At 61.4% G+C, this 22127-nt stretch carries 19 protein-coding genes; 7 read left to right on the forward strand and 12 right to left on the reverse strand.

Annotated features, from left to right (window positions below; translation table 11 throughout):
- The first annotated feature begins 56 nt into the window (after positions 1-56).
- Together folB and folK are read left to right on the forward strand one after the other, a co-directional pair.
- The gene (gene folB / locus KVQ74_RS03405; RefSeq protein WP_217829579.1) at positions 57-413 is read left to right on the forward strand and encodes a dihydroneopterin aldolase; all 357 of its coding nucleotides are present in this window, start codon (positions 57-59) and stop codon (positions 411-413) included.
- Positions 404-922 carry a 2-amino-4-hydroxy-6-hydroxymethyldihydropteridine diphosphokinase gene (gene folK, locus KVQ74_RS03410; RefSeq protein ID WP_217829580.1) on the forward strand — a complete coding sequence of 173 codons (519 nt, stop codon included), beginning with the start codon at positions 404-406 and terminating at the stop codon, positions 920-922. The genes folB and folK overlap by 10 nt, the downstream gene beginning before the upstream one ends.
- A 71-nt stretch (positions 923-993) precedes the next feature.
- Here folK and KVQ74_RS03415 read toward each other — a convergent pair whose 3' ends face one another.
- From KVQ74_RS03415 to KVQ74_RS03465, 11 genes are all read right to left on the reverse strand, one after another.
- Entirely contained in the window at positions 994-2223 is a 1230-nt protein-coding gene (locus KVQ74_RS03415; protein ID WP_217829581.1) for a multifunctional CCA addition/repair protein, read from the reverse strand.
- 63 nt (positions 2224-2286) lie between these two features.
- Positions 2287-3849, reverse strand: a complete 1563-nt coding sequence (locus tag KVQ74_RS03420) for a SpoVR family protein (protein ID WP_217829582.1) — start codon at positions 3847-3849, stop codon at positions 2287-2289.
- A complete protein-coding gene (locus tag KVQ74_RS03425; protein ID WP_217829583.1) occupies positions 3846-5117 on the reverse strand; it encodes a YeaH/YhbH family protein in 1272 nt (423 codons plus the stop codon). Before KVQ74_RS03425 ends, KVQ74_RS03420 begins: the two co-directional genes overlap by 4 nt.
- Positions 5118-5322: 205 nt before the next feature.
- Positions 5323-7245 (reverse strand): PrkA family serine protein kinase, encoded by a 1923-nt coding sequence (locus KVQ74_RS03430; protein WP_217829584.1) that lies wholly within the window; start codon positions 7243-7245, stop codon positions 5323-5325.
- Between the two features lie 297 nt (positions 7246-7542).
- Positions 7543-7872: a thiosulfate sulfurtransferase GlpE gene (gene glpE / locus KVQ74_RS03435; RefSeq protein WP_217829585.1), complete on the reverse strand. Its 330-nt coding sequence runs from the start codon at positions 7870-7872 to the stop codon at positions 7543-7545.
- Between the two features lie 33 nt (positions 7873-7905).
- Positions 7906-8787, reverse strand: coding sequence for a symmetrical bis(5'-nucleosyl)-tetraphosphatase (locus KVQ74_RS03440; RefSeq protein ID WP_217829586.1), 882 nt, complete (start codon positions 8785-8787; stop codon positions 7906-7908).
- Positions 8787-9167: a Co2+/Mg2+ efflux protein ApaG gene (gene apaG / locus KVQ74_RS03445; protein WP_217829587.1), complete on the reverse strand. Its 381-nt coding sequence runs from the start codon at positions 9165-9167 to the stop codon at positions 8787-8789. The genes KVQ74_RS03440 and apaG overlap by 1 nt, the downstream gene beginning before the upstream one ends.
- A 110-nt stretch (positions 9168-9277) precedes the next feature.
- Positions 9278-10096, reverse strand: coding sequence for a 16S rRNA (adenine(1518)-N(6)/adenine(1519)-N(6))-dimethyltransferase RsmA (rsmA, locus tag KVQ74_RS03450; protein ID WP_217829588.1), 819 nt, complete (start codon positions 10094-10096; stop codon positions 9278-9280).
- Entirely contained in the window at positions 10093-11082 is a 990-nt protein-coding gene (pdxA, locus tag KVQ74_RS03455; protein ID WP_217829589.1) for a 4-hydroxythreonine-4-phosphate dehydrogenase PdxA, read from the reverse strand. The genes rsmA and pdxA overlap by 4 nt, the downstream gene beginning before the upstream one ends.
- A complete protein-coding gene (surA, locus tag KVQ74_RS03460) occupies positions 11079-12395 on the reverse strand; it encodes a peptidylprolyl isomerase SurA (protein ID WP_217829590.1) in 1317 nt (438 codons plus the stop codon). The genes pdxA and surA overlap by 4 nt, the downstream gene beginning before the upstream one ends.
- Positions 12376-15174: an LPS-assembly protein LptD gene (locus KVQ74_RS03465; RefSeq protein ID WP_217829591.1), complete on the reverse strand. Its 2799-nt coding sequence runs from the start codon at positions 15172-15174 to the stop codon at positions 12376-12378. Before KVQ74_RS03465 ends, surA begins: the two co-directional genes overlap by 20 nt.
- Before the next feature lie 130 nt (positions 15175-15304).
- Here KVQ74_RS03465 and KVQ74_RS03470 point away from each other — a divergent pair, with 130 nt between their 5' ends.
- From KVQ74_RS03470 to KVQ74_RS03480, 3 genes are read left to right on the forward strand one after another with little or no spacing between them, the layout of a single operon-like run.
- A complete protein-coding gene (locus tag KVQ74_RS03470; RefSeq protein ID WP_217829592.1) occupies positions 15305-16324 on the forward strand; it encodes an aminoglycoside phosphotransferase family protein in 1020 nt (339 codons plus the stop codon).
- The gene (gene murU, locus KVQ74_RS03475) at positions 16321-16992 is read left to right on the forward strand and encodes an N-acetylmuramate alpha-1-phosphate uridylyltransferase MurU (protein WP_217829593.1); all 672 of its coding nucleotides are present in this window, start codon (positions 16321-16323) and stop codon (positions 16990-16992) included. The genes KVQ74_RS03470 and murU overlap by 4 nt, the downstream gene beginning before the upstream one ends.
- A gap of 1 nt (position 16993) precedes the next feature.
- Positions 16994-17761: a TerB family tellurite resistance protein gene (locus KVQ74_RS03480; RefSeq protein WP_217829594.1), complete on the forward strand. Its 768-nt coding sequence runs from the start codon at positions 16994-16996 to the stop codon at positions 17759-17761.
- A gap of 103 nt (positions 17762-17864) precedes the next feature.
- On the opposite strand, the gene KVQ74_RS03485 is transcribed toward KVQ74_RS03480, so the two are convergent.
- Positions 17865-18851 carry an alpha/beta hydrolase family protein gene (locus tag KVQ74_RS03485; protein ID WP_217829595.1) on the reverse strand — a complete coding sequence of 329 codons (987 nt, stop codon included), beginning with the start codon at positions 18849-18851 and terminating at the stop codon, positions 17865-17867.
- A gap of 73 nt (positions 18852-18924) precedes the next feature.
- On the opposite strand from KVQ74_RS03485, the gene KVQ74_RS03490 reads away from it, so the two are divergent.
- Together KVQ74_RS03490 and KVQ74_RS03495 are read left to right on the forward strand one after the other, a co-directional pair.
- A complete protein-coding gene (locus KVQ74_RS03490; RefSeq protein ID WP_217829596.1) occupies positions 18925-21318 on the forward strand; it encodes a PAS domain-containing sensor histidine kinase in 2394 nt (797 codons plus the stop codon).
- Positions 21293-21976 carry a response regulator gene (locus KVQ74_RS03495; RefSeq protein ID WP_217829597.1) on the forward strand — a complete coding sequence of 228 codons (684 nt, stop codon included), beginning with the start codon at positions 21293-21295 and terminating at the stop codon, positions 21974-21976. The genes KVQ74_RS03490 and KVQ74_RS03495 overlap by 26 nt, the downstream gene beginning before the upstream one ends.
- The last annotated feature ends 151 nt before the right edge of the window (positions 21977-22127 follow it).

Here is a 22127-nt window from a genome sequence, read left to right on the forward strand (position 1 = left end):
GGACGCCCTGATTCTAACGGCGCATTGCGCCCTTGTCGTGCAGCGGAGAAAAGTGCTTGGACAGAGTGTTTATCGAGGGCCTGGAAGTCGACACCGTGATCGGTGCCTACGACTGGGAGCGCGGCATCCGACAGTGCCTGCGTCTTGATCTGAGCTTCGCCTGGGACAATCGCCCGGCCGCCGCCGGTGACGATCTGACCCTGGCGCTCGACTACGCCAGCGTGTCCACGCGGATCCAGGCCTTTGCCGAGCAGGCCCAGTATCAACTGGTCGAGACCTTCGCCGAGCGTCTGGTCGAAGTGCTGATGAATGAATTCAAGATCACCTGGGTACGCCTGAAGCTGACCAAGCCAGGCGCGGTTCCGGCCGCCAGGGGCGGTGTCGGCGTGGAGATCGAGCGCGGATGTCGCTGACTCAGGTCTACCTCGGCCTCGGTAGCAATATCGAGCGCGAAACCCATTTGCATGCCGGTCTGGATGCCCTGGCCGCGTTTCTGGTGGATATCCGCTGCTCGGCAGTGTTCGAAAGCCAGCCGGTGGGCATCAAGAGCGGTCCGTTCTTCAATTTCGTGGTGTCGGCGTATACCGACCTGCCCTTGATGGAGCTGGATCGCCGCCTGAAATTCATCGAAGCGGATAACGGCCGTTATGCGCCGGATCGCAAGGGCTTGCCGCTGGACATCGACGTGCTGCTGTATGGCGACCTGGTGGGCAATTTCGACGGATTGATCCTGCCGCGAGCGGAAATCCTGAAAAACGCCTTTGTGTTGTGGCCGTTGTCGCTGATTGCGCCGGATCGAGTGCATCCGGGTGTGGGAAAAAGCTTCGCTGCATTGTGGGCTGACGCGCAGATCGATCAGGTGCTGGCGCCGGTGCGATTCGAGTGGCGCGGCCAGCAACTGACCCCTGAGGCGCTGCGGTGAACTGACGAGTGTCCTTGCGGGCAAGCTCGCTTCCACTTGTCCTGTGGGAGCAGGCTGGCCCGCGAAGCTTTTCAGGTTGACGCCGAGTCCTTGTAGGCCTTCAACGCCTTGAGCCGTTCGCGCTTGAGCGCCTCGCCCAGTTCTGGGCCTTTGAAACCCTTCTCCAGCAATGGCTGAACAGCCACGCCCCGCGCCACACTGGCCGCGCCACGCAAGTAATCCGCCTGTGGATAACTGCGCTGCTCCAGACCTTTGCGTCCTCGGGCGTCCATTTCGCACGCAATGATGAATTCCTCAAAGCGTTGCGGGCGGCGATAAACATCGAAACTCTGCAACAGCTCCAGCAAGGTCGAGGCTTTCAGTTCAAGCGCACGATGGCCGTGGGTGTGGTACTGGCCGACCAGCAGCGCCAGCTCCTGGCAATCCTTCGGCGCCTTGAAGCGCTCGTTGACGGCCTTGATCAGCTTCAGGCCCTTGTGCTCATGGGCGATATGCCGGGGCCACTCCTCTTCCGGGGTCAGGCCTTTGCCAAGATCATGCAGCAGGCAGGCCCAGCGCACGGTCAGCGGCTGTTTATGCAGAGCCGATTGTTCCAGCACGCTCAGCGTATGAATGCCGCTGTCGATTTCAGGGTGATGGACTTCCGGTTGCGGCACGCCGAACAACGCATCGACCTCCGGCATCAGCACTTTCAGCGCGCCACAATCACGCAGCACCTGAATAAACACCTGTGGCTGGTCTTCCATCAGTGCGCGGGAGATTTCCTTCCAGCTGCGCTCGGCGGTCAAGGCTTCAAGTTCACCGGACTCGCTGAGCTGGCGCATCAGCTCCAGGGTCTCGGCGGCGACGCTGAAACCCAGCCCGGCATAGCGGGCGGCGAAGCGTGCAACACGCAGTACTCGCAGGGGATCTTCGGCGAACGCGGGGGAAACGTGACGCAGAATCCGCGCTTCAAGATCGCGCTGTCCGTGATAAGGGTCGGTCAGGTTCTGCTGGTCGTCCTCGGCCATGGCATTGATGGTCAGGTCGCGGCGGATCAGGTCTTCTTCAAGGGTCACTTCGGGGCTGGCGTGAAACGTGAAACCGCCATAACCGCGACCGCTTTTGCGCTCGGTGCGGGCGAGGGCGTATTCCTCGCCGGTTTTCGGATGAAGAAACACCGGGAAGTCCGCGCCTACCGGGCGAAATCCCTGGGCGAGCATTTCCTCGGTGGTCGCGCCGACCACCACTCGATCGATATCGGTGACGGGGATACCCAGCAGGCGATCGCGCACCGCGCCGCCGACCTTATAAATCTGCATAAAAAACCTCCGTTGGCCCGACAGGATAACCTTTGCGCCGGGCTTTCGGAGGCAAGAACGGGATCAAAGGTGAATGACGGCCAGGTCGAGCCGGCCGTAATCGCCCTCGGCATGTTCGCTGCGTGGCGGAACGTGATGAGTCTTCATGATCTGGTCGCCCTGCAGGGTTTCCAGATGAATGTCGAAGCCCCACAACCGGTGCAGATGTTTCAGTACCTCGTCGGTGGAGTCTCCCAGCGGTTTGCGGTCGTGCTGCTGGTGACGCAGGGTCAGCGAGCGGTCGCCGCGACGGTCGATGCTGTAGATCTGCACGTTCGGTTCGCGGTTGCCGAGGTTGTATTGCGCCGCCAGGGTTTCACGAATGATCCGGTAGCCGCCCTCGTCGTGGATGGCGGGCACCAGCAGGTCGTCCCGCTGGTCGTCATCGAGAATGCTGAACAGTTTCAGGTCGCGAATCACCTTCGGTGACAGGTATTGCAGGATGAAACTCTCGTCCTTGAAGCTGCTCATGGCGAACTTGAGGGTCGACAGCCAGTCGGAGCCGGCGATTTCCGGGAACCAGCGGCGGTCCTCCTCGGTCGGTTCCTCGCACATGCGCCGGATATCGCGATACATGGCGAAGCCCAGTGCATACGGGTTGATGCCGCTGTAATAAGGGCTGTCGAAGCCAGGCTGGAACACCACGCTGGTGTGCGAGGTGAGGAATTCCATCATGAAGCCGTCGGTGACCAGGCCCTCGTCGTACAGATCGTTCATCAGTGTGTAGTGCCAGAACGTCGCCCAGCCTTCGTTCATCACCTGCGTCTGGCGCTGTGGGTAGAAATACTGGGCGATCTTGCGCACGATCCGCACGATCTCGCGCTGCCACGGCTCAAGCAGTGGCGCGTGTTTTTCGATGAAATACAGAATGTTTTCCTGCGGCTCGGCCGGGAACCGGGCGTTGTCCTTGTCGCTGTATTTGTCCGCGCCTTTTGGAATGGTGCGCCACAGATCGTTGATCTGCTTCTGCATATGTTCTTCGCGATCCTTCTGCCGCCGCCGTTCTTCTTCGGCGGAAATCGGATAGGGGCGCTTGTAGCGGTCGACGCCGTAGTTCATCAGGGCGTGGCAGGAGTCGAGCAGGTCTTCAACGGCATCGATACCGTGGCGCTCCTCGCACTGCATGATGTACTGCTTGGCGAACACCAGGTAATCGATGATCGAACTGGCATCGGTCCAGGTGCGGAACAGGTAATTGCCCTTGAAGAAGCTGTTATGGCCGTAGCAGGCGTGAGCCACCACCAGCGCCTGCATGCAGATGGTGTTTTCCTCCATCAGGTAGGCGATGCACGGGTCGGAGTTGATCACGATTTCGTAGGCGAGGCCCATCTGCCCACGGCTGTAGGACTTTTCTGTGCTGAGGAAGTGTTTGCCGTAGGACCAGTGGTGGTAACCCAGCGGCATGCCGACCGAGGCATAGGCATCCATCATCTGCTCGGCGGTGATCACTTCGATCTGGTTGGGGTAGGTATCCAGGGCGTAACCGGCCGCAATACGGGCGATTTCGCGGTCGTAGGCCTGGATCAGCTCGAACGTCCATTCGGAGCCGGTGGAAATGGGTTGGCGCTTCTGCTCTTTGGCGGTCATGTCACTAACCTGCGCTGGAAGAGTTCACGGAAGACCGGATAGATATCCCCGGCCGAGACCAGTTGCTGCTGGGCAAAAGTGTCGGAAAAGGCTTCGGCTATACGTTCGTATTCGTACCACAGGGCCTGATGTTCGCGTGGGGTGATCTCTACGTAAGTGTAGTACTGCACAAACGGCATGATCTGGTTGATGAGGATGTCGCGGCAGATCGGCGAGTCGTCGTTCCAGTTGTCGCCGTCCGAGGCCTGGGCGGCGTAGATGTTCCACTCGTTGCTCGGATAACGCTCAGCCATGATCTCCTGCATCAGTTTCAGGGCGCTGGAGACGATGGTCCCGCCGGTTTCGCGCGAATAGAAAAACTCCTCTTCGTCCACTTCCCGGGCGCTGGTGTGGTGGCGGATGAACACCACGTCGATCTTGTCGTAGTTCCGCTTGAGAAACAGGTACAGCAGGATGAAGAAGCGCTTGGCGATGTCCTTGGTGGCCTGGGTCATGGAGCCGGAAACGTCCATCAGACAGAACATCACCGCCTTGGAGCTGGGGTTGGGCTGCTTGATCAGCAGGTTGTATTTGAGGTCGAAGGTGTCGAGGAACGGTACGCGGTGAATGCGCGCACTGAGTTTCTCGATTTCCGCCTCCAGTTCCTGAATATCGCCGAAGTTGTCTGGCTCTTCGCGCTTGAGTCGCGCCAGTTCCTCTTTGACTTCGCGCAGTTTGGCGCGGCTGCTGCCCGACAGGGCGATACGCCGCGCATGGGCCGAACGCAGGGTGCGGATGATGTTGATCCGCGACGGGTTGCCCTCGTTGCTGATCCCGGCGCGCACGGTCTTGAAGGTGTCGGTGCCGGTCAGGTTGCGCTTGACCAGGTTGGGCAGTTCGAGATCCTCGAACATGAACTCGAGGAATTCTTCCTGGGTGATCTGGAAGACGAACTCATCCATGCCTTCGCCGGAGTTGCCGGCCTTGCCCGGGCCACGGCCACCACCGCCTCCCGGCGGGCGGGCGATGTGCTCGCCAGCGGTGAATTCCTTGTTGCCGGGGTGAACCACGGTCTGCTTGCCGCCGCGTCCATGGTGAAGCACCGGTTCGTCGATGTCGCGACCGGGAATGCTGATCTGTTCGCCGTGTTCCATGTCGGTGATGGAGCGCCGGCTGACCGCCTCTTCGACAGCCTTCTTGATATGGTCACGGTAACGCCGCAGGAAGCGCTGACGGTTCACCGTGCTCTTGTTCTTGCCATTGAGACGTCGGTCGATCACATAGCTCATGACTGCTCCTTAGAAGCTGTCCTGCAAAGGGGCGAGCGGTCATGCAGCATTGAACCGAATGCCAAGGGACGTACACGCTCCCCCAAGCGCTTTGGGTGCTGCCTGAACCTCGCTACCGCCTTTCGAACACCTTCCAGAGGCCTGTGTAGCAGAAAAAGCGCCCACAGGCCTCGGGCTGACGACAACCGGTCTGACCGGCCGCGGTTTACTGTGATTTTCTGACCCGCAGATACCACTCGGACAGCAGTCGTACCTGTTTGTCGGTGTAGCCGCGTTCGACCATTCGCGTAACGAAGTCGTTGTGTTTCTGTTGGTCCTCTTTGCTGGCCTTGGCGTTGAAACTGATGACTGGCAGCAGGTCCTCGGTGTTCGAGAACATCTTCTTCTCGATGACCACCCGCAGTTTTTCGTAGCTGAGCCAGGTCGGATTCTTGCCGTTGTTATTGGCACGGGCACGCAATACGAAGTTGACGATTTCGTTGCGGAAATCCTTCGGATTGCTGATACCGGCCGGTTTCTCGATTTTTTCCAGTTCCTCGTTGAGCGCGACGCGGTTGAGGATCTCGCCGGTTTCCGGATCGCGGTATTCCTGATCCTGAATCCAGAAGTCCGCATACAGCACGTAGCGGTCGAAGATGTTCTGCCCGTACTCGCTGTAAGACTCGAGGTAGGCGGTCTGGATCTCCTTGCCGATGAATTCGATATAACGCGGTGCCAGGTATTCCTTGAGGTAGCGCAGGTAGCGTTCGCGGGTCTCGGCCTGGAACTGTTCCTGTTCGATCTGCTGTTCCAGCACATAGAGCAGATGTACCGGGTTGGCGGCGATTTCATGCGGGTCGAAGTTGAAGACCTTGGACAGGATCTTGAACGCGAAGCGGGTCGACAGACCGTTCATGCCTTCGTCGACGCCCGCCGAGTCGCGGTATTCCTGGATCGACTTGGCCTTCGGATCGGTGTCCTTGAGGTTTTCACCGTCGTACACGCGCATCTTCGAATAGATATTGGAGTTTTCCGGCTCCTTGAGGCGCGACAGCACGGAGAACTGCGCCAGCATCTTCAGGGTGTCCGGCGCGCAATGGGCCTTGGCCAGGGAGCTGTTGATCAGCAGTTTGTCGTAGATCTTCACTTCGTCGCTGACCCGCAGGCAGTACGGCACTTTGACGATGTAGATCCGGTCGATGAAGGCTTCGTTGTTCTTGTTGTTGCGGAAGGTGTGCCACTCCGATTCGTTGGAGTGCGCCAGCAAGATCCCGGTGAACGGAATCGCGCCCAGGCCTTCGGTACTGTTGTAGTTGCCTTCCTGGGTTGCGGTCAGCAACGGGTGCAGCACCTTGATCGGTGCCTTGAACATTTCGACGAATTCCATCAGGCCCTGGTTGGCCCGGCACAGCGCCCCGGAGTAGCTGTAGGCGTCGGCGTCGTTCTGCGGGAATTCTTCCAGTTTGCGGATATCGACCTTGCCGACCAGCGCCGAGATGTCCTGGTTGTTCTCGTCACCCGGTTCGGTCTTGGCCACAGCGATCTGGTTGAGGATCGACGGATACAGCTTGACCACCCTGAACTGGCTGATGTCACCGCCGAATTCGGCCAGGCGCTTGGTCGCCCATGGCGACATGATGGTGTTCAGGTAGCGGCGTGGAATGCCGAAGTCTTCCTCGAGGATCGCGCCATCTTCGGTGGCGTTGAACAGACCTAGAGGCGATTCGAACACCGGAGAACCCTTGATGGCATAGAAGGGCACTTTTTCCATCAGTTGTTTCAGCTTCTCGGCCAGGGACGATTTACCGCCACCCACGGGACCGAGGAGGTAAAGGATCTGTTTCTTCTCTTCCAGGCCCTGAGCGGCATGGCGGAAATACGACACGATCTGGTCGATGCATTCTTCCATCCCGTGGAAGTCTTCAAAGGCCGGATAGCGGCGGATCACCTTGTTGGAGAAGATCCGCGACAGCCGCGAGTTGGTCGACGTGTCGAGCAGCTCGGGTTCGCCAATTGCCATCAATAGACGCTCGGCGGCGGAAACGTAGGCGCTGCGGTCCTTTTTGCACAGTTCCAGGTACTCCTGCAGCGAGAATTCTTCCTGGCGTGTGGACTCGAAGCGTTGTTGGAAGTGGCTAAAGATACTCATGACGTCACCTCGCTCGATACGTGGAGCCGACGCCGGATCACTCAGTCGATGCTGGCAAGCAGCTGCTCAGGCAGCTCTTGTTTACCCCCCAGAACGCTTCCGCGATCGACAACCGCGAAAGCCACTCCCGATGACCCGTGCGCCGGTGTACCGGCTCTCCCCTGTTTTGGATGGCCTGGGCTTAAGGATAGTTGGGAATTCGGGAGGTAAAGGCGAGATACGTAATTAGTTGTGGCAGACCGTTCGTCTGCCACCGCGCGAGCCCACGGGAGCCGGGGCTTGCACGTTACAAAAAAATTATTCGGAAGAGCCTTGCGCTGTTTCCGAAGGAAAAGTCGTGCGCCACAGTTCGAAGCCGCCGTCCATGCTGTAGACGTCCGAGAAGCCTTGGCTGATGAGGTAGGCGGCCGCGCTCTGGCTGGAATTGCCGTGATAGCAGACCACCACCAGCGGTGCGTCGAGGTCGGCACTGCGGATGAAGTCGGCGATGGAGTGGTTGTCCACATGCTTCGATCCGGCGATGTGCAGTGCGGCGTAGGTTTGCGGGTCGCGGATATCAACCACCACGGCACCTTGCTCGCGCAGGGCCTGGGCCTGTTCCGGGGGAATACGTTTGAATTCGCTCATGGCGGGTTCCTGTGGCTCGGCTGAAAACGCAGTCTAGCGCGGAGCGCTGGCTGGCGAGGGTTCGGTGATCGGTGACGCGACTGGCGGCAGCACACCGCCGTGTTCGTCGCATTTGCACGACAGCCGTTCAAAGCTGTCGACGTTCATCAGGGTCAGGCTGCCGCCCCAGACGCATCCGGTATCGAGGGCCGAGATGCCCGGTTCATGGACATCGCCCTCCAGCGCCGCCCAGTGGCCGAAGATGATCCGCAGGCCACGGGTCTTGCGCTCCTGATGCTGGAACCAGGGTTTGTAGCCTGCGGGGGCGGTATCCAGACCTTCCTTGCTCTTGAGGTCGAGCTTGCCCTCGGCGGTGCAGAAGCGCATGCGGGTGAAATAGTTGGTGATGACCCGCAGGCGTGTCACACCCTTGAGGTCGTTATCCCATTTCGCCGGATCGTTGCCGTACATGCCATCGAGGTAGGCCGGAAACAGATTGTCGTCACGCAACGCGGCCTCGACTTCGCCAGCGCACTTCAAGGCCCGGCGCAGCGACCATTGGGGCGGGATGCCGGCATGCACCAGGGCGACTTCGCGCTGCTCGTCGTAGTGCATGAGTTTTTGCCGGCGCAGCCATTCCAGCAACTCGGGGCTGTCGGGGGCTTCGAGGATTTCCCGCAGGGTGTCGGACTTTTTCAGGCGCTCGATGTTCTTCGCGGCGGCCAGCAGGTGCAGGTCGTGATTGCCGAGGACGCAGACCAGCGATTCGCGCATCCCATAAAGGAAGCGCAGGGTTTCCAGTGATTGCGGGCCACGGTTGACCAGATCGCCGACCAGCCACAGACGATCCAGCGCCGGGTCGAAGGCGACCTGCCTGAGCAGGCATTTGAGCGGTTCGAGGCAGCCTTGCAGGTCGCCGACGGCATACGTCGCCATCAGTGCAGGGCTCCGGGAACGGCGAGGCGGAAAGGCTTGATGATCGCGTCGAAATGCTTGCCGTCGGCGGCGACCATTTCGTAGCTGCCCTGCATGGTGCCGACCTTGGTGGTCATCACGGTGCCGCTGCTGTAGGTGTGGCTTTTGCCGGCATCGATCAGCGGTTGCTGACCGACCACGCCGGCACCGCGCACTTCCTCGACATGCCCGTCGCCATCGGTGATGACCCAATGCCGTGACATCAGTCGGGCAGGCTGTTCGCCATTGTTTTGCACGGTGATCGTATAGGCGAAGGCAAAACGCTCGTGCTCGGGTTGCGATTGGTCTGCCAGATAGTGGGTAACGACACTGACGTCGACCTGGTAACGAGGATCGGACATGCAAGAGGCCTTAAAAACGAAGCGGGGCGCGGGGCGTAGCTGATTGGGATTCAGTCTAGGCAAGTATCGGGCAGTAAACCAGCGTGGTGTCCTGCCCGGTACATGGCCGGTCAGTCGGCGTCGGGCGTTTTCGCAGGCTGTTCGGCGAGCTTGTCGGCCAGACGCACGAAGGCGGCCAGATCCAGTTGCTCGGGACGCAGGCTGCCGTCGACACCGGCGGCTTCGATCTCGGCGCTGCTGAGCAATTGCTTGAGGGTGTTGCGCAGGGTCTTGCGTCGCTGGTTGAACGCTTCGCGCACCACGCGCTCCAGCAGGCGATGATCCTTGGCCGGGTGCGGCAGCACGGCATGCGGCACCAGGCGCACGATCGCCGAATCGACCTTCGGCGGCGGATTGAACGCACCCGGGCCGACGTTGAACAGATGCTCGACCCGGCAATGGTACTGAACCATGATCGACAGACGACCCCAGTCACCGCCACCGGGACCTGCGGCCAGACGCTCGACCACTTCCTTCTGCAGCATGAAGTGCATGTCGCGGATGATCGCGGCGTTGTTCAGCAGGTGGAAAATCAGCGGCGTGGAGATGTTGTACGGCAGGTTGCCGACCACTCGCAGGCTGTTCGGCGCAGCGTTGAGGCTGTTGAAGTCGAACTTCAGTGCATCGCCCTGGTGCAGGTTGAAGTTGCTCTTGCCGGCGAACTGCTGGTTGAGGATCGGGATCAGGTCCTTGTCCAGTTCCACCACGTCGAGCTGCGCACCGGTGCCCAGCAGGCCCTGGGTCAGCGCGCCCTGGCCCGGGCCGATTTCCAGCAGGCGGTCGTCGGGCCTGGCGTGGATGGCGCGCAGGATGCGGTCGATGACGCCGGCATCGTGCAGGAAGTTCTGGCCAAAACGCTTGCGCGCCTTGTGTTGGTATTGCTCGGTCATAAACGGGTCTCGGCCATCTGGTAGGCGGTTTCCAGGGCGACTTGCAGGCTGCCGGTGTCGATCTTGCCGCTGCCGGCCAGATCCAGGGCGGTGCCGTGGTCGACCGAAGTGCGAATGATCGGCAGGCCGAGGGTCACGTTGACGGCGGCGCCGAAGCCTTTGTACTTCAGCACGGGCAGGCCCTGGTCGTGGTACATCGCCAGCACTGCGTCGCAGTGCTCCAGATATTTGGGGGTAAACAGAGTGTCGGCGGGCAGCGGGCCACGAAGGTCCATGCCTTCGCTGCGCAGGCGCTCCAACGTGGGTTCGATGATGTCGATTTCTTCATGGCCCAGGTGTCCGCCTTCACCGGCGTGCGGGTTGAGTCCGCAAACCAGGATGCGTGGCCGGGCGATGCCGAATTTGTCTTGCAGGTCGGCGTGCAGAATCCGCGTGACTCGCTCCAGCCGCTCCGGCGTGATCGCATCGGCGATGTCGCGCAGGGGCAGGTGGGTGGTGACCAGTGCGACGCGCAAGCCACGGGTGGCGAGCATCATCACCACTTGTGCGGTATGGGTCAGGTCGGCGAGGAATTCGGTGTGCCCGGAGAACGCGATGCCCGACTCGTTGATCACGCCCTTGTGTACGGGGGCGGTGATCATTCCGGCGAAGTCGCCGTTCAGGCAGCCCTGGCCGGCTCGGGTCAGGGTTTCAAGGACGAACGCGGCGTTGGCCTTGTCCAGTTGCCCGGCCACCACGGGGGCGCTGAGCGGGGTGTCCCAGACGTACAGGCTGTTGGCCGGCGCCGGAACATCCGGCCAGCGGTCGGGGCCGACCGGCAGCAGATCGACAGCCAGCCCCAGCTGCGCGGCCCGCTCAAGGAGCAGGTCGCGGCTGGTGATGGCAATCAGGGGATGCGGCTGGGCTTGCGAGGCGAGCAGCAGGCACAGGTCGGGACCGATGCCGGCTGGTTCGCCGGGTGTCAGCGCGAAACGCTTGGGTTTCACTGCGCTGCCTGGTCTGCACCAGGGAGTTTGATCTCTACGTACGCTTCGTCACGGATCTGACGCAGCCAGGTTTGCAGCTCTTCGTCGTATTTGCGGTTACGCAGTACGGTCAGTGCCTGCTGCTCGCGGGCCTGGGCGGTGCTGTCGGTGGCGCGGCGGCCAAGGACTTCCAGGACGTGCCAGCCATACTGGGTCTGGAACGGCTTGGACAGCTCACCTTGCGGCGATTTGGCCATCACGGCGCGGAATTCCGGCACCAGTGCGTTCGGGTCGATCCAGTTCAGGTCGCCGCCGTTGAGAGCGGAACCCGGGTCTTCGGAGTAGTTCTTCGCCAGCTCGGCAAAGTCTTCACCGGCCTTGATGCGGTTGTAGAGCGATTCGGCCAGTGCCTTGGTCTTCGCTTCGTCGCGGATCGGACTTGGCTTGACCAGGATGTGGCGAACATGCACTTCGTCGCGGGTCTGGCTTTCGCCGCCGCGCTTTTCCAGCAGCTTCAGGATGATGAAGCCGCCCGGAGTACGTGCAGGCTGGGTGATTTCACCCGGCGTCATGCTGCTCAGCTCGCGATCGAACGGAGGTGGCAGTTGCGCGGCTTTACGCCAGCCCATGTCGCCGCCTTCCAGTGCGTTGTCGCTGCCGGAGCGGGCCACGGCCATCTGGCCGAAGTCAGCGCCCTGCTTGAGCTGCTGGTAAACCTCCATCGCCTGGCGCGCAGCGCTCTGAATCGCTTCGGAGCTGGCGCTTTCCGGGGTCGGGATCAGGATGTTGGCCAGGTGCAGTTCTTCGGACAGCTGCATCTTGCCCAGGTCGGAGGCGAGGAAGTTCTTCACTTCCTGCTCGGAAACCTGGATGCGTTCCGCCACCCGGCGCTGACGAACACGGCTGATGACCATTTCGCGGCGGATCTGCTCACGGGCGTCGTCATAGGACAGGCCATCGCGGGACAGGGCGACGCGGAATTGATCCGGAGTCATGTTGTTGCGCTGGGCAATGGTGCCGACAGCCTGGTTCAGTTCTTCATCGGTGATGCGGATGCCGGAACGTTCGCCGATCTGCAGTTGCAGGTTTTCGACGATCAGGCGCTCGAGCACCTGTTGTTCCAGCACGCCCGAAGGCGGCAAGCCACCGCCACGCTTGGCGATGGTTTGCTGAACCTCATGGACGCGCTGATCCAGCTGGCTCTGCATGACCACGTCGTTGTCGACGATGGCCACCACTTTATCGATGGACTGTACCGAGGCGTTCGCCGCGGTACCCAGGAACAGCGCGCCCAGCATCAGCGGGCGCAGACAATCAGAAAGCTTGGTCTTCACGTTGACGATAACCTTGGATGCCTTTGTCGAGGAAGCTCTCAGTCTTGGCGCCGGTGAGGCCGCCGAGTCCCTTCAGAACAATTTGGAGGAAGACGCCGTGGTCGCCTTTTTCGTTTTCCGGGGCCTGTTGACTGAACTCGTCATAGGACACCCAGTAACGGTTGATCAGGCGCAGTTTCCAGCAGCAGTTGTCGTATTCGAAACCACCGAAGGCTTCCAGTGTGCGATTGCGGTTGTAGTCATACTGCCAGCGGCTGATGGCGCTCCACTGCGGAACGATCGGCCAGATGACCGAGAAGTCATGCTGTTCGATCTTGTAGTAGTCCTTGACGTAATTCGGATCCCCCGGACGACCGTAGTCGCCGCCACCCACCGTCCATTTACCGGTGTTCTGGTCGTAGCGAACCTGGTCGTTACGGTAGCGATAACCGAGGTTGACCACCTTGTTCGGGTTGTCTTCAGGCTGGTAGTGGAACATCGCACTGCCGGAGCGCGGGCTGCGGCTGTCCGGATCCCAGTTGTAATCGGCAGTGGTGCGCCAGTCGCGGTTCCAGCGGTATTCGTATTCCAGTGCGTAAGGCGAAACCTTGGAACGGGCATCGTCACGGTCGGCGAAGTCGACGCCTGGCAACTGAACCTTGCGATCCTTGAAGTACAGGGCCTGGCCGACGCTGACACGCTGACGCTCGAAACCGTCGTCTTCGATCCAGCGGCTGGTCACGCCCAGCGACAGTTTGTTCTCGTCGCCGACACGGTCGGCACCGGAGAAGCGGTTGTCGCGGAACAGGGACGCGTAGCTGAAGGTGTATTCGCTGGTATCGAATGCCGGGATGTCTTCCTGGTCTTTCTCCGGTACATAGAGATAGAACAGGCGAGGTTCCAGGGTCTGACGGTAGTTTTTGCCGAAGTACGATGTGTCGCGGTCGAAGTACAGGCCGCTGTCGATACTGGCGATCGGAACGCCACGGTTCTGCGAGCTGCTGAACGACTCGCCCAGCTTCGACGCATTGTTGCGGTTGGTCACCAGATCGTCTTTGCCCTGGCCGTCGAGGTCAAGGTCGTACTGGGTGTACTGATACTTGAGCGATGGCTTGATGAAACCGTAGGTCCAGTTCATCGGCAGGCTGACGCCGGGTTTCAGGTTCAGACGGGTGCCGTTGGCACGGTCCAGGCCTGCAACGTTATTGTCCAGGCGCGAATCAATAGAGCCGTCTTCATTCACGAAGTTGCCGCTTTTCAGGTCGCGCTCAAAGCGAACCAGCTCGGTTTCGTAGTCGAAGTTCAGGCCTTCCGGGTGATACGGCAGCTGACCATTGAAGGTGATCTGCGGCAGGCGGTCGTACGGAGTGATGTTCGATACGGTCGCCAGTTGATACGCCTGAGCATTCAGGCGTGCGGTGTAACTGTCGCCACGGTAGGTGACAGAACCCTGCTGGTTCACGTAGTCGGCACTTTTCACGCCGATCTGGTCGGTTTCCAGATCCTGGAAATAGTACGGATCGCTGATCTTGGTGTAGTCAACCTGGGTGAACACGCGAGAGTCGAGACCACCCTTGTGCTGCCAGTTGTACATGTACCGGGTCTTTTCGTAATCGGTCTGACCTTTACGATCGTCGTCCTCGTCATTGAGGAACGCCGCACCGAACTGACCTTCGCTGGACTTGGTCAGGTAACGGAATTCGCCTTCCACCAGCATGCCGCGCTTGGCCATGTAGCGTGGATACAACGTGGCATCGTAGTTCGGTGCCAGGTTGAAGTAGTACGGGGTCACCAGCATGAAGCCGGTGTCACTGCTGGTGCCGATGGTCGGCGGCAGGAAGCCGGACTGACGACGGTCGTCGATCGGGAAGTAAATGTACGGCGTGTACAGGATCGGAATGTCCTTGACCCGCAGCGTCACGTTGGTCGCGGTGCCGAAGCCGGTGGCAGGGTTCAGGGTGATGTTGTTGCCCTTGAGCTGCCAGGCGTTGCTGTTCGGTTCGCACGTGGTGTACGTGCCGTCCTTCAGGCGGATGATCGCGTTCTCGGCGCGCTTGGCGTACAGCGCGTTACCGCGGATGCGCGATTTGTGCATCACGTATTCGGCGTTGTCGACCTTGGCTTCACCGGTGTCGAGCTGGACGTCGGCGTGGTCGCCGACGAGCAGGGCGCCGTTGTCGCGAATGCGCACGTTGCCGGCCAGTTCGCCACGGTTCTCGGCCTGATACAGGTTCGCCTCGTCGGCTTCGACCTGCATGCTGCCCTGGCGCATGACCACGTCACCGGCCAGGCTCGCGACCTGCGAGTCCTGCTGATAACGCGAAGCCTTGGCACCGATGAAGGTCGGGGCGTCACTTTTATTCGTCTTGTCATTCATGCCAGGACGAATCGGTTCGATATAGGAACCAGAGCAGTAAGGACCGGTCTCGGCCAATTGGGCGGCGGTGAGCTTCTCGCGCGGAACCCAGTCGAGGTGACTGTAGTCTTCGCTGCGGGATTTCAGGCCGCGGCCCTTGGCTTCGGTGACCAGTACCGGCTTGGGACCTGCGTCGGCAGTAGTGCCGCTCTCGGCCGGGGCTTCGCCCGTGGCACTGACGGCGCTGCCGTCATGCACCGGACGCGGCGGCAATGCAGCCGCCGACGTCTTGGGCGCACAGTCCCAGCCACCCGTAGCCGAGATGGAGCAGTCATACTGCTCGGCGGCAACAACGAATTGGCTGGCCAGAGGTTGCATAGCCAGCAGACTGCCGGTTACCAACAACGGAAATTTTTTACGAAACGCGGGGGATTTCAATGCCATCTTATTAGTCCGGGCTTCCTGCGTGCCATCTGCCCGCGGTATGGGCCGCACGCCTCTCGATGGTCTGAAAAAGATGCTGGATAATAAAGCATGACCCGCTTGACGGCTAGCGCCGTCGGAGACCCTTGCAATGCCTGACCAAGATGTACGCTTGCAACACCTGAAAGTTTGGCTCGATGAGCAGTTGGCAATCCTTTTCGCCGATCAGGGCTGGGGCGCCGTCCCCCCGGCCACGTTGACTGCGGCCAGCAGCGACGCGAGTTTCCGCCGTTATTTCCGTTGGGAAGGCGAGGGTCGCAGCTTCGTCGTGATGGACGCGCCGCCACCCCAGGAAAACTGCAAACCGTTCGTGGATATCGCCTTTTTGCTGGCGAAATCCGGAATAAATGTGCCGAAAATTTATGCAGAAGACCTCGAACGCGGATTTCTTTTGCTCAATGACCTGGGCAACAAGACGTATCTGGACGTGATCGATGGCGAAAATGCCGACGCGCTGTTCGACGATGCCCTGCAATCCTTGCTGGCTTTTCAGCAGTTGCCGATGGTGGCACCGCTGCCGAGCTACGACGTCGCGTTGCTGCGTCGGGAGCTGGAACTGTTCCCCGAGTGGTATGTGAAACGTGAGCTGGGCGTCGAGTTCGATGCCACCCAGCAACAGCAGTGGCAGCAAGTCAGCAACCTGCTGATCGACAGCGCCCTGGCCCAGCCGAAAGTTTTGGTCCACCGCGACTACATGCCGCGCAACCTGATGCTCAGCGAGCCGAATCCCGGTGTGCTGGACTTCCAGGATGCGGTCTATGGCCCGGTGACGTATGACGTGACTTGCCTGTTCAAGGATGCCTTCCTCAGCTGGCCTGAAGAGCGCGTGCGCGGCTGGCTGGAAAACTACTGGCAACAGGCCTCTGCGCTGAACATCCCGGTGCAGCCGGACCTTGAGGATTTCCTGCGTGCCAGCGACCTGATGGGCGTGCAGCGCCACCTGAAAGTCATCGGCATCTTCGCGCGCATCTGCCACCGCGACGGCAAGCCGCGCTACCTGACCGACGTGCCGCGCTTCTTTGCTTATATAGAAGCGGTCATCGCCCGGCGTCCGGAACTGGCGCCATTGCAGGCGCTGTTCGACAGTCTGCGCGGCGGAGTGAAGGCATGAAGGCAATGATTCTGGCGGCCGGCAAGGGCGAGCGCATGCGCCCGCTGACGCTGACCACCCCCAAACCGCTGGTGCGTGCCGGCGGCGTGCCCCTGATCGAATATCACCTGCATGCCCTCGCGGCGGCAGGCTTCAACGAGATTGTGATCAACCACGCCTGGCTGGGTCAGCAGATCGAGGATTATCTGGGCGACGGTTCGCGCTACGGCGTGAGCATTCAGTATTCCCCGGAAGGCGAGCCGCTGGAGACCGGCGGCGGAATTTTCCGCGCCTTGCCGTTGCTCGGTGATGAGGCATTCCTGGTGGTCAACGGTGATATCTGGACCGATTACGACTTCAGCGTGCAGCACCAACCGATCACCGGGCTGGCTCATCTGGTGCTGGCGGACAACCCGGCGCATCACCCGAATGGCGACTTCATGCTGGTCGACGGTCGGGTGCAGGACGGTCAACCCGGCGCGGCGACCCTGACCTACAGCGGCATCGCCGTACTCCACCCGCAGTTGTTCGACGGCTGCGAGGCCGGTGCTTTCAAACTGGCGCCGCTGTTGCGCAAGGCGATGGCGGACGGGCAGGTGACGGGCGAGCGGTTGAACGGACATTGGGTGGATGTCGGCACGCATGAGCGTCTGGCGGAAGCTGAAGCCTTGATAGAAGCGAGTCGCTGATATGTTGTGGCCAGGGACTCTGATTGGAGCCGGAGCGGGTTTTGCCATTGCCAGCATTCCGGGGGCCATGCTTGGGGCTTTGTTGGGGCAGGCGCTGGACCGGCGTCTGCATTTGCAGAGCTGGGGGCATTTGCGGGAAAAACTCGGTGGTCGGCCGATGTTGCGCAACGACGAATTGCTGTTCGTGTTGCTCGGACGTCTGGCCAAGTCGGACGGCCGGGTCACCGATGGGCATATCCAGCAGGCGCGGGTGGAAATGCGTTCGCTGGAGATGAGCGAGCCGGCCCAGCGTCGGGCGATTGCCGCGTTCAATCGCGGCAAGTCGGGCAACGACAATCTGCGTGGCTATTTGCGTCGTCTCGCCGCCCAGCCCCATGCCGCCGAGGGCGTGTTGCGCGCCTGCTGGCGGATGGTCTGGGCGGACAGCCGGGCCGGCAGCAGCGAGCGCGAGCTGTTGGCGCAGTGGGGCAAATGGCTGGGCTGGACCCACCACCAGGTGCAGGCGCTGGCGGCTGACTATGAACCGCACAAGCGACCAATCGTCAGTGCGGCGGTGAGCTATCAGGAAGCGATGCGCTTGCTGGGCGTGTCGGCGACCAGCGAGCCGGCACAGATCAAGCGCGCCTACCGACGCCTGCTGAGCCGCCATCATCCGGACAAGATCGCCGGCACCGGCGCGACGCCCGCGCAGGTGCGCGAAGCCACCGATAAAACCCGTGAGCTGCACAACGCGTACACGTTGATTCGCGAGCGCCGGGATTTTCGCTAGCCAGTGAATCGTTTGTCGGTCATGGCCTCTTCGCGAGCAAGCCCGCTCCTACCGGCACTGTGGGCGCGGGCTTGTTCGCGAAGGGCGCGCTCCGGCCTGTGGATCAGTCGGGATTCTGCGGATTCAACCAGCCGCGCACCCGGCGGAACAACTGCTCCTGCTCGGCCTTGTTATCCGGCAGGGCCTTGAGCGCGACCTGGCTGAAGGCTGAAGTCTTCAGGCGCTTGCTCGCCTGCATGCGCTCCAGCGCCGCGTTGCGATCCAGCGTCTTGTCCATGTAGAAAATATCGGCGGTCGGCAGCTTCAGGGTGGGCGTCAGCTCCGCCAGTTCCGGCTTGGCCCTGGCCGGCATCTGTGCCGCCACCATGACCAGTTTTTCCACTTGCGACGTCTGCTTTTCGCTCAGGTAGCGCGCGGCCCAATAGGCGCCGGTGCCATGGCCGAGCACGACGATGCTGCGCGCACTCTGCTGCTCGGCATAGCCGATCGCGGCGTCGATGCGGGCGAAAATGCGTTCGGCGTCGGCCTTTGATTGCTCTTCGCTGGTTTCTGCCACCACCTGATCCGCCACTTCGGCTTCACCGCCGGCAGCCTGCTCGATCGGTTGCGCGGTGGTGGAGTCCTTGCTGGCCGACTCGGCTTTCGGCGCGGGCGGGGCTTCGGCCACGCGCGGGGCGATGGCATCGCTTTGCAGATCGGGCAGGGTGATACTCAGGCTGCTCCACTTGGCGTCCGGCAATTTGCTGCGCAGCGGACCGATTGCTTGCGGCCAGTCAGCGCTTTCGCCGGCGCCGGGGATGATAATCACCGCACCTTTGGGATCGGCGGTGTTGGCCGGTTTCCACAGCGCGAGGAACGTGTCGCTGCCGGCCTGGAGCTGTTGCTGTTCCTGGGCGGGGACTTTGCGTTCGAGTGCCGAGGCGTCTTCCTGACTACGCTCAAGCAGAGGTTGGCGCTCGACCGGTTTTTCTTCTGCGGCTTTTTCCGTGGCGGCAGCAGGGGCCGGATCGGCCGCCTGAACAGAAAACGCACAAGGCAGGATCAGCGACAGGCACAATGCTGGCATTGCCAGGCGGTAGACAGAGGGCATCGGTTATTCCAGGCCAGAAAGTATCCCGGCAGCCTAATGGGTTGGTCAGAATTTGTCAGTGTACGAGACTTCAATGATGCGTTTTTGCTGCCTGTGGGTTATCGGCTGTTTGTGGTTTCCCTTGATGGGCTGGGCGGCGTCTGCGCCGCCGGCCCACGTCGCGCAACTGTCGGCGAGCGAGCAGCAATGGCTGGCGCAGCACAACGAGTTGCGCGTCGGCCTGGTGTTGCAGGCGCCATATGCGCAATACGACCGGCGTCTGCAGCGTTTGTCCGGGGCCAATGTCGAGTTGATGAAATGGCTGGCCAAGGCCCTCAAGATTGAACTGACCTGGCGTAACTTTCAGGATCTGGCGCAGCTCGAAGCTGCCGTGCGCGACGGCGAAATCGACCTCGCGCCGGGCCTGACCCAGACCCCGGAAGCGCTGCGTCTCTGGCAGTTTTCCGACCCCTACATGCGGGTGCCGCAACTGGTGGTCAGCGATCAGAAAACCGCCGGTGCAGTGGAGCTGGAAAAACTCGACAGCCAGACCCGCGTCGCCGTGCGCATGCCCAGCGTCACTGCCGATTACCTGCGCGGCAACTATCCCCATCTGAACCTGCAAGGCGTGCCGATGGAGCGTCAGGCCCTGCAGTTGCTGTTGAGCCAGCAGGCGTCGTTCGCGGTGGTCGACGAAGCGCAGCTCGGACGGCTGTCGACGGAGCCGGAGTTCGCCGGACTGGTGGTGGTCGGCGATATCGGTCTGCCGCAATTGCTGCGGGTCGCCACCCGGCGCGACTGGCCGGAACTGGCCGGCATCGTCGAAAGGGGTTTGCGTGCGATTCCGGCCAAGGATCTCGAACGCCTGCACAACCAATGGCTGCAACCCAAATACCCGCGACTCTCGGAATCGCCGAGGTTCTGGCAGAACCTGAGTCTGCTGTTCGCGGTGCTGTTGCTCAGTTGCATGGCGGTCGTGGTCTGGCAACGGCGTCAGCAGCACAACCTCGAACAGCGCCTGCTCGCCGCCCGGGAAGACATCGCCCTGCGTGCCGCCAGTGAAGAAGCGTTGCGCCTGACCCAGTTTTCCATCGATCAGAGCACCGTCGGCATTCTCTGGGTCAATTGGGACAGCCATGTGCGCTACGCCAACCGCGCTGCGGAAACCATGCTCGGTTATCCACCGGGCGGGATCATCGAGCGACCGCTGATCGACTTCGAACCGGGCCTGCACATGGATCGCTGGCTCAACCTGTGGAAGCGCGCCCGGGCCAGTGAGGAAGGGCCGTTGAGCTTTGAAACCAACTGCGTGCGCGCCGATGGCAGTGTGCTGCCGGCCGACGTGTCGCTGAGCTTCCTGCGCTTTCGTGACAGCGAGTATCTGGTGGTTTATCTCACCGATGTCACCGAGCGCCGTCGTGCGCTGGCGGCGTTGCAGGAAAGCGAGGCGCGGCTGCAAGGCATCGCGGCCAACGTGCCGGGCCTGGTGTTCCGCCTGGAGCGGGCGCCGGTGACCGGGCAGATCGATTTTGCCTACATCAGCGAGGGCAGCGAGAGTCTGGTCGGTTACGCACCCTCGGCTATTGCTCACCGTGACATGGGCCTGCGCAGCCTGGTACATCCGGAGGACAAGGCCGGTTATCACCAGACCCAGGATCAGGCGCTCGACACCGACAGCGACTGGTCGTGGCAGGGGCGGATTCTGACGCGCCAGGGCGAGCAGCGCTGGGCCGAGATCAAGGCGATCACCCGTCAACTGGAGGATGGCGCCTATGTCTGGGACGGGATCGTCTGGGACATCACCGAAAGCAAACGCATCGAACTGGAACTGGCCGCGTCCCGCGAGCAGTTGCGCGAATTGTCGGCGCACCTTGAGAGTGTCCGGGAAGAAGAAAAGGCGCGGATTGCCCGGGAGGTTCACGACGAGTTGGGGCAGATGCTGACGGTGCTGAAACTGGAGACATCGATGTGCGAATTGGCCTACGCGCAACTCGATCCCGGTCTGAACGAACGCCTGAACAGCATGAAGCGCCTGATCGCCCAGTTGTTCCAGTTGGTGCGCGATGTGGCGACGGCGCTGCGCCCGCCGATTCTCGACGCCGGGATTGCCTCGGCGATTGAATGGCAGGCGCGACGCTTCGAGGCGCGCACGCAGATTCCGTGTCTGGTGCAGGTGCCCGAAAGTCTGCCGCCGCTCAGCGATGGCAAGGCGATCGGCCTGTTCCGCATCCTTCAGGAGGCGCTGACCAACGTCATGCGCCATGCCCAGGCGCATACTGTGGAGCTGACGCTGGCACTGGAGGGCGATGAATTGTGTCTGACGGTCAGCGACGATGGCGTAGGATTTGTCGCCGCTGCCGGTCGGCCGACTTCGTTCGGCTTGGTGGGCATGCGCGAACGGGTGCTGATCATGGGTGGGCGTCTGACCCTGGAGAGCGAACCGGGGGAGGGCACCAGTCTGCATGTGTGGGTGCCGCTCGACGGCTGAAACATCGCAATTATCGAGGAGAGTGCAAGTGATCCGTGTACTGGTAGCCGAAGACCACACCATTGTCCGTGAAGGCATCAAGCAATTGATCGGCCTGGCCAAGGATCTGCAAGTGGCGGGGGAGGCGAGCAATGGCGAGCAGTTGCTCGAAACCCTGCGTCATGTGCCTTGCGAGGTGGTGTTGCTGGACATCTCGATGCCCGGCGTCAACGGCCTGGAAGCGATCCCGCGTATCCGTGCGCTGAGCAATCCGCCGGCGATTCTGGTGCTGTCGATGCACGATGAAGCGCAGATGGCTGCCCGGGCGCTGAAGGTCGGCGCTGCCGGCTACGCGACCAAGGACAGCGATCCGGCGCTGTTGCTGACGGCGATCCGCAAGGTCGCGGCGGGGGGACGTTACATTGATCCCGAACTGGCCGACCGCATGGTCTTCGAAGTCGGCCTGACCGATGCCCGGCCGTTGCATTCACTGCTTTCCGAGCGTGAATTCTCGGTGTTCGAGCGCCTGGCCCAGGGCGCCAACGTCAATGACATCGCCCAGCAACTGGCCCTGAGCAGCAAGACCATCAGCACCCACAAGGCGCGGCTGATGCAAAAGCTCAACATCACTTCCCTGGCGGAACTGGTGAAATACGCCATGGAACACAAGCTCCTCTGACCTGCATCACAAAACCCCTCTTGCAGGCCCCTCATCTGTGGGCATATCCAATAGCGACACAGCTTTTGCCCACGCTTGCGGCTTGCTGCCGCGAGCTCACCGCGGCACTTGTCCAAACACGCCATCCTTGTAGGAAAATCCCTACACCCGG

Source organism: Pseudomonas botevensis (assembly GCF_019145475.1).
In the GTDB taxonomy this organism is placed as follows: domain Bacteria; phylum Pseudomonadota; class Gammaproteobacteria; order Pseudomonadales; family Pseudomonadaceae; genus Aquipseudomonas; species Aquipseudomonas botevensis.

Bases quoted from the DNA above. Each gene is read 5' to 3' on its own strand.
- KVQ74_RS03440 (WP_217829586.1), bottom strand. From the start codon at position 8,787: ATGGCGACGTATGCCGTCGGCGACCTGCAAGGCTGCCTCGAACCGCTC.
- glpE (WP_217829585.1), bottom strand. From the start codon at position 7,872: ATGAGCGAATTCAAACGTATTCCCCCGGAACAGGCCCAGGCCCTGCGC.
- KVQ74_RS03415 (WP_217829581.1), bottom strand. From the start codon at position 2,223: ATGCAGATTTATAAGGTCGGCGGCGCGGTGCGCGATCGCCTGCTGGGT.
- KVQ74_RS03490 (WP_217829596.1), top strand. From the start codon at position 18,925: ATGATGCGTTTTTGCTGCCTGTGGGTTATCGGCTGTTTGTGGTTTCCC.
- KVQ74_RS03470 (WP_217829592.1), top strand. From the start codon at position 15,305: ATGCCTGACCAAGATGTACGCTTGCAACACCTGAAAGTTTGGCTCGAT.
- KVQ74_RS03465 (WP_217829591.1), bottom strand. From the start codon at position 15,174: ATGGCATTGAAATCCCCCGCGTTTCGTAAAAAATTTCCGTTGTTGGTA.
- KVQ74_RS03495 (WP_217829597.1), top strand. From the start codon at position 21,293: ATGTGTGGGTGCCGCTCGACGGCTGAAACATCGCAATTATCGAGGAGA.
- KVQ74_RS03485 (WP_217829595.1), bottom strand. From the start codon at position 18,851: ATGCCCTCTGTCTACCGCCTGGCAATGCCAGCATTGTGCCTGTCGCTG.
- KVQ74_RS03480 (WP_217829594.1), top strand. From the start codon at position 16,994: ATGTTGTGGCCAGGGACTCTGATTGGAGCCGGAGCGGGTTTTGCCATT.
- folK (WP_217829580.1), top strand. From the start codon at position 404: ATGTCGCTGACTCAGGTCTACCTCGGCCTCGGTAGCAATATCGAGCGC.
- murU (WP_217829593.1), top strand. From the start codon at position 16,321: ATGAAGGCAATGATTCTGGCGGCCGGCAAGGGCGAGCGCATGCGCCCG.
- KVQ74_RS03430 (WP_217829584.1), bottom strand. From the start codon at position 7,245: ATGAGTATCTTTAGCCACTTCCAACAACGCTTCGAGTCCACACGCCAG.
- rsmA (WP_217829588.1), bottom strand. From the start codon at position 10,096: ATGACCGAGCAATACCAACACAAGGCGCGCAAGCGTTTTGGCCAGAAC.
- KVQ74_RS03425 (WP_217829583.1), bottom strand. From the start codon at position 5,117: ATGAGCTATGTGATCGACCGACGTCTCAATGGCAAGAACAAGAGCACG.
- KVQ74_RS03420 (WP_217829582.1), bottom strand. From the start codon at position 3,849: ATGACCGCCAAAGAGCAGAAGCGCCAACCCATTTCCACCGGCTCCGAA.
- apaG (WP_217829587.1), bottom strand. From the start codon at position 9,167: ATGTCCGATCCTCGTTACCAGGTCGACGTCAGTGTCGTTACCCACTAT.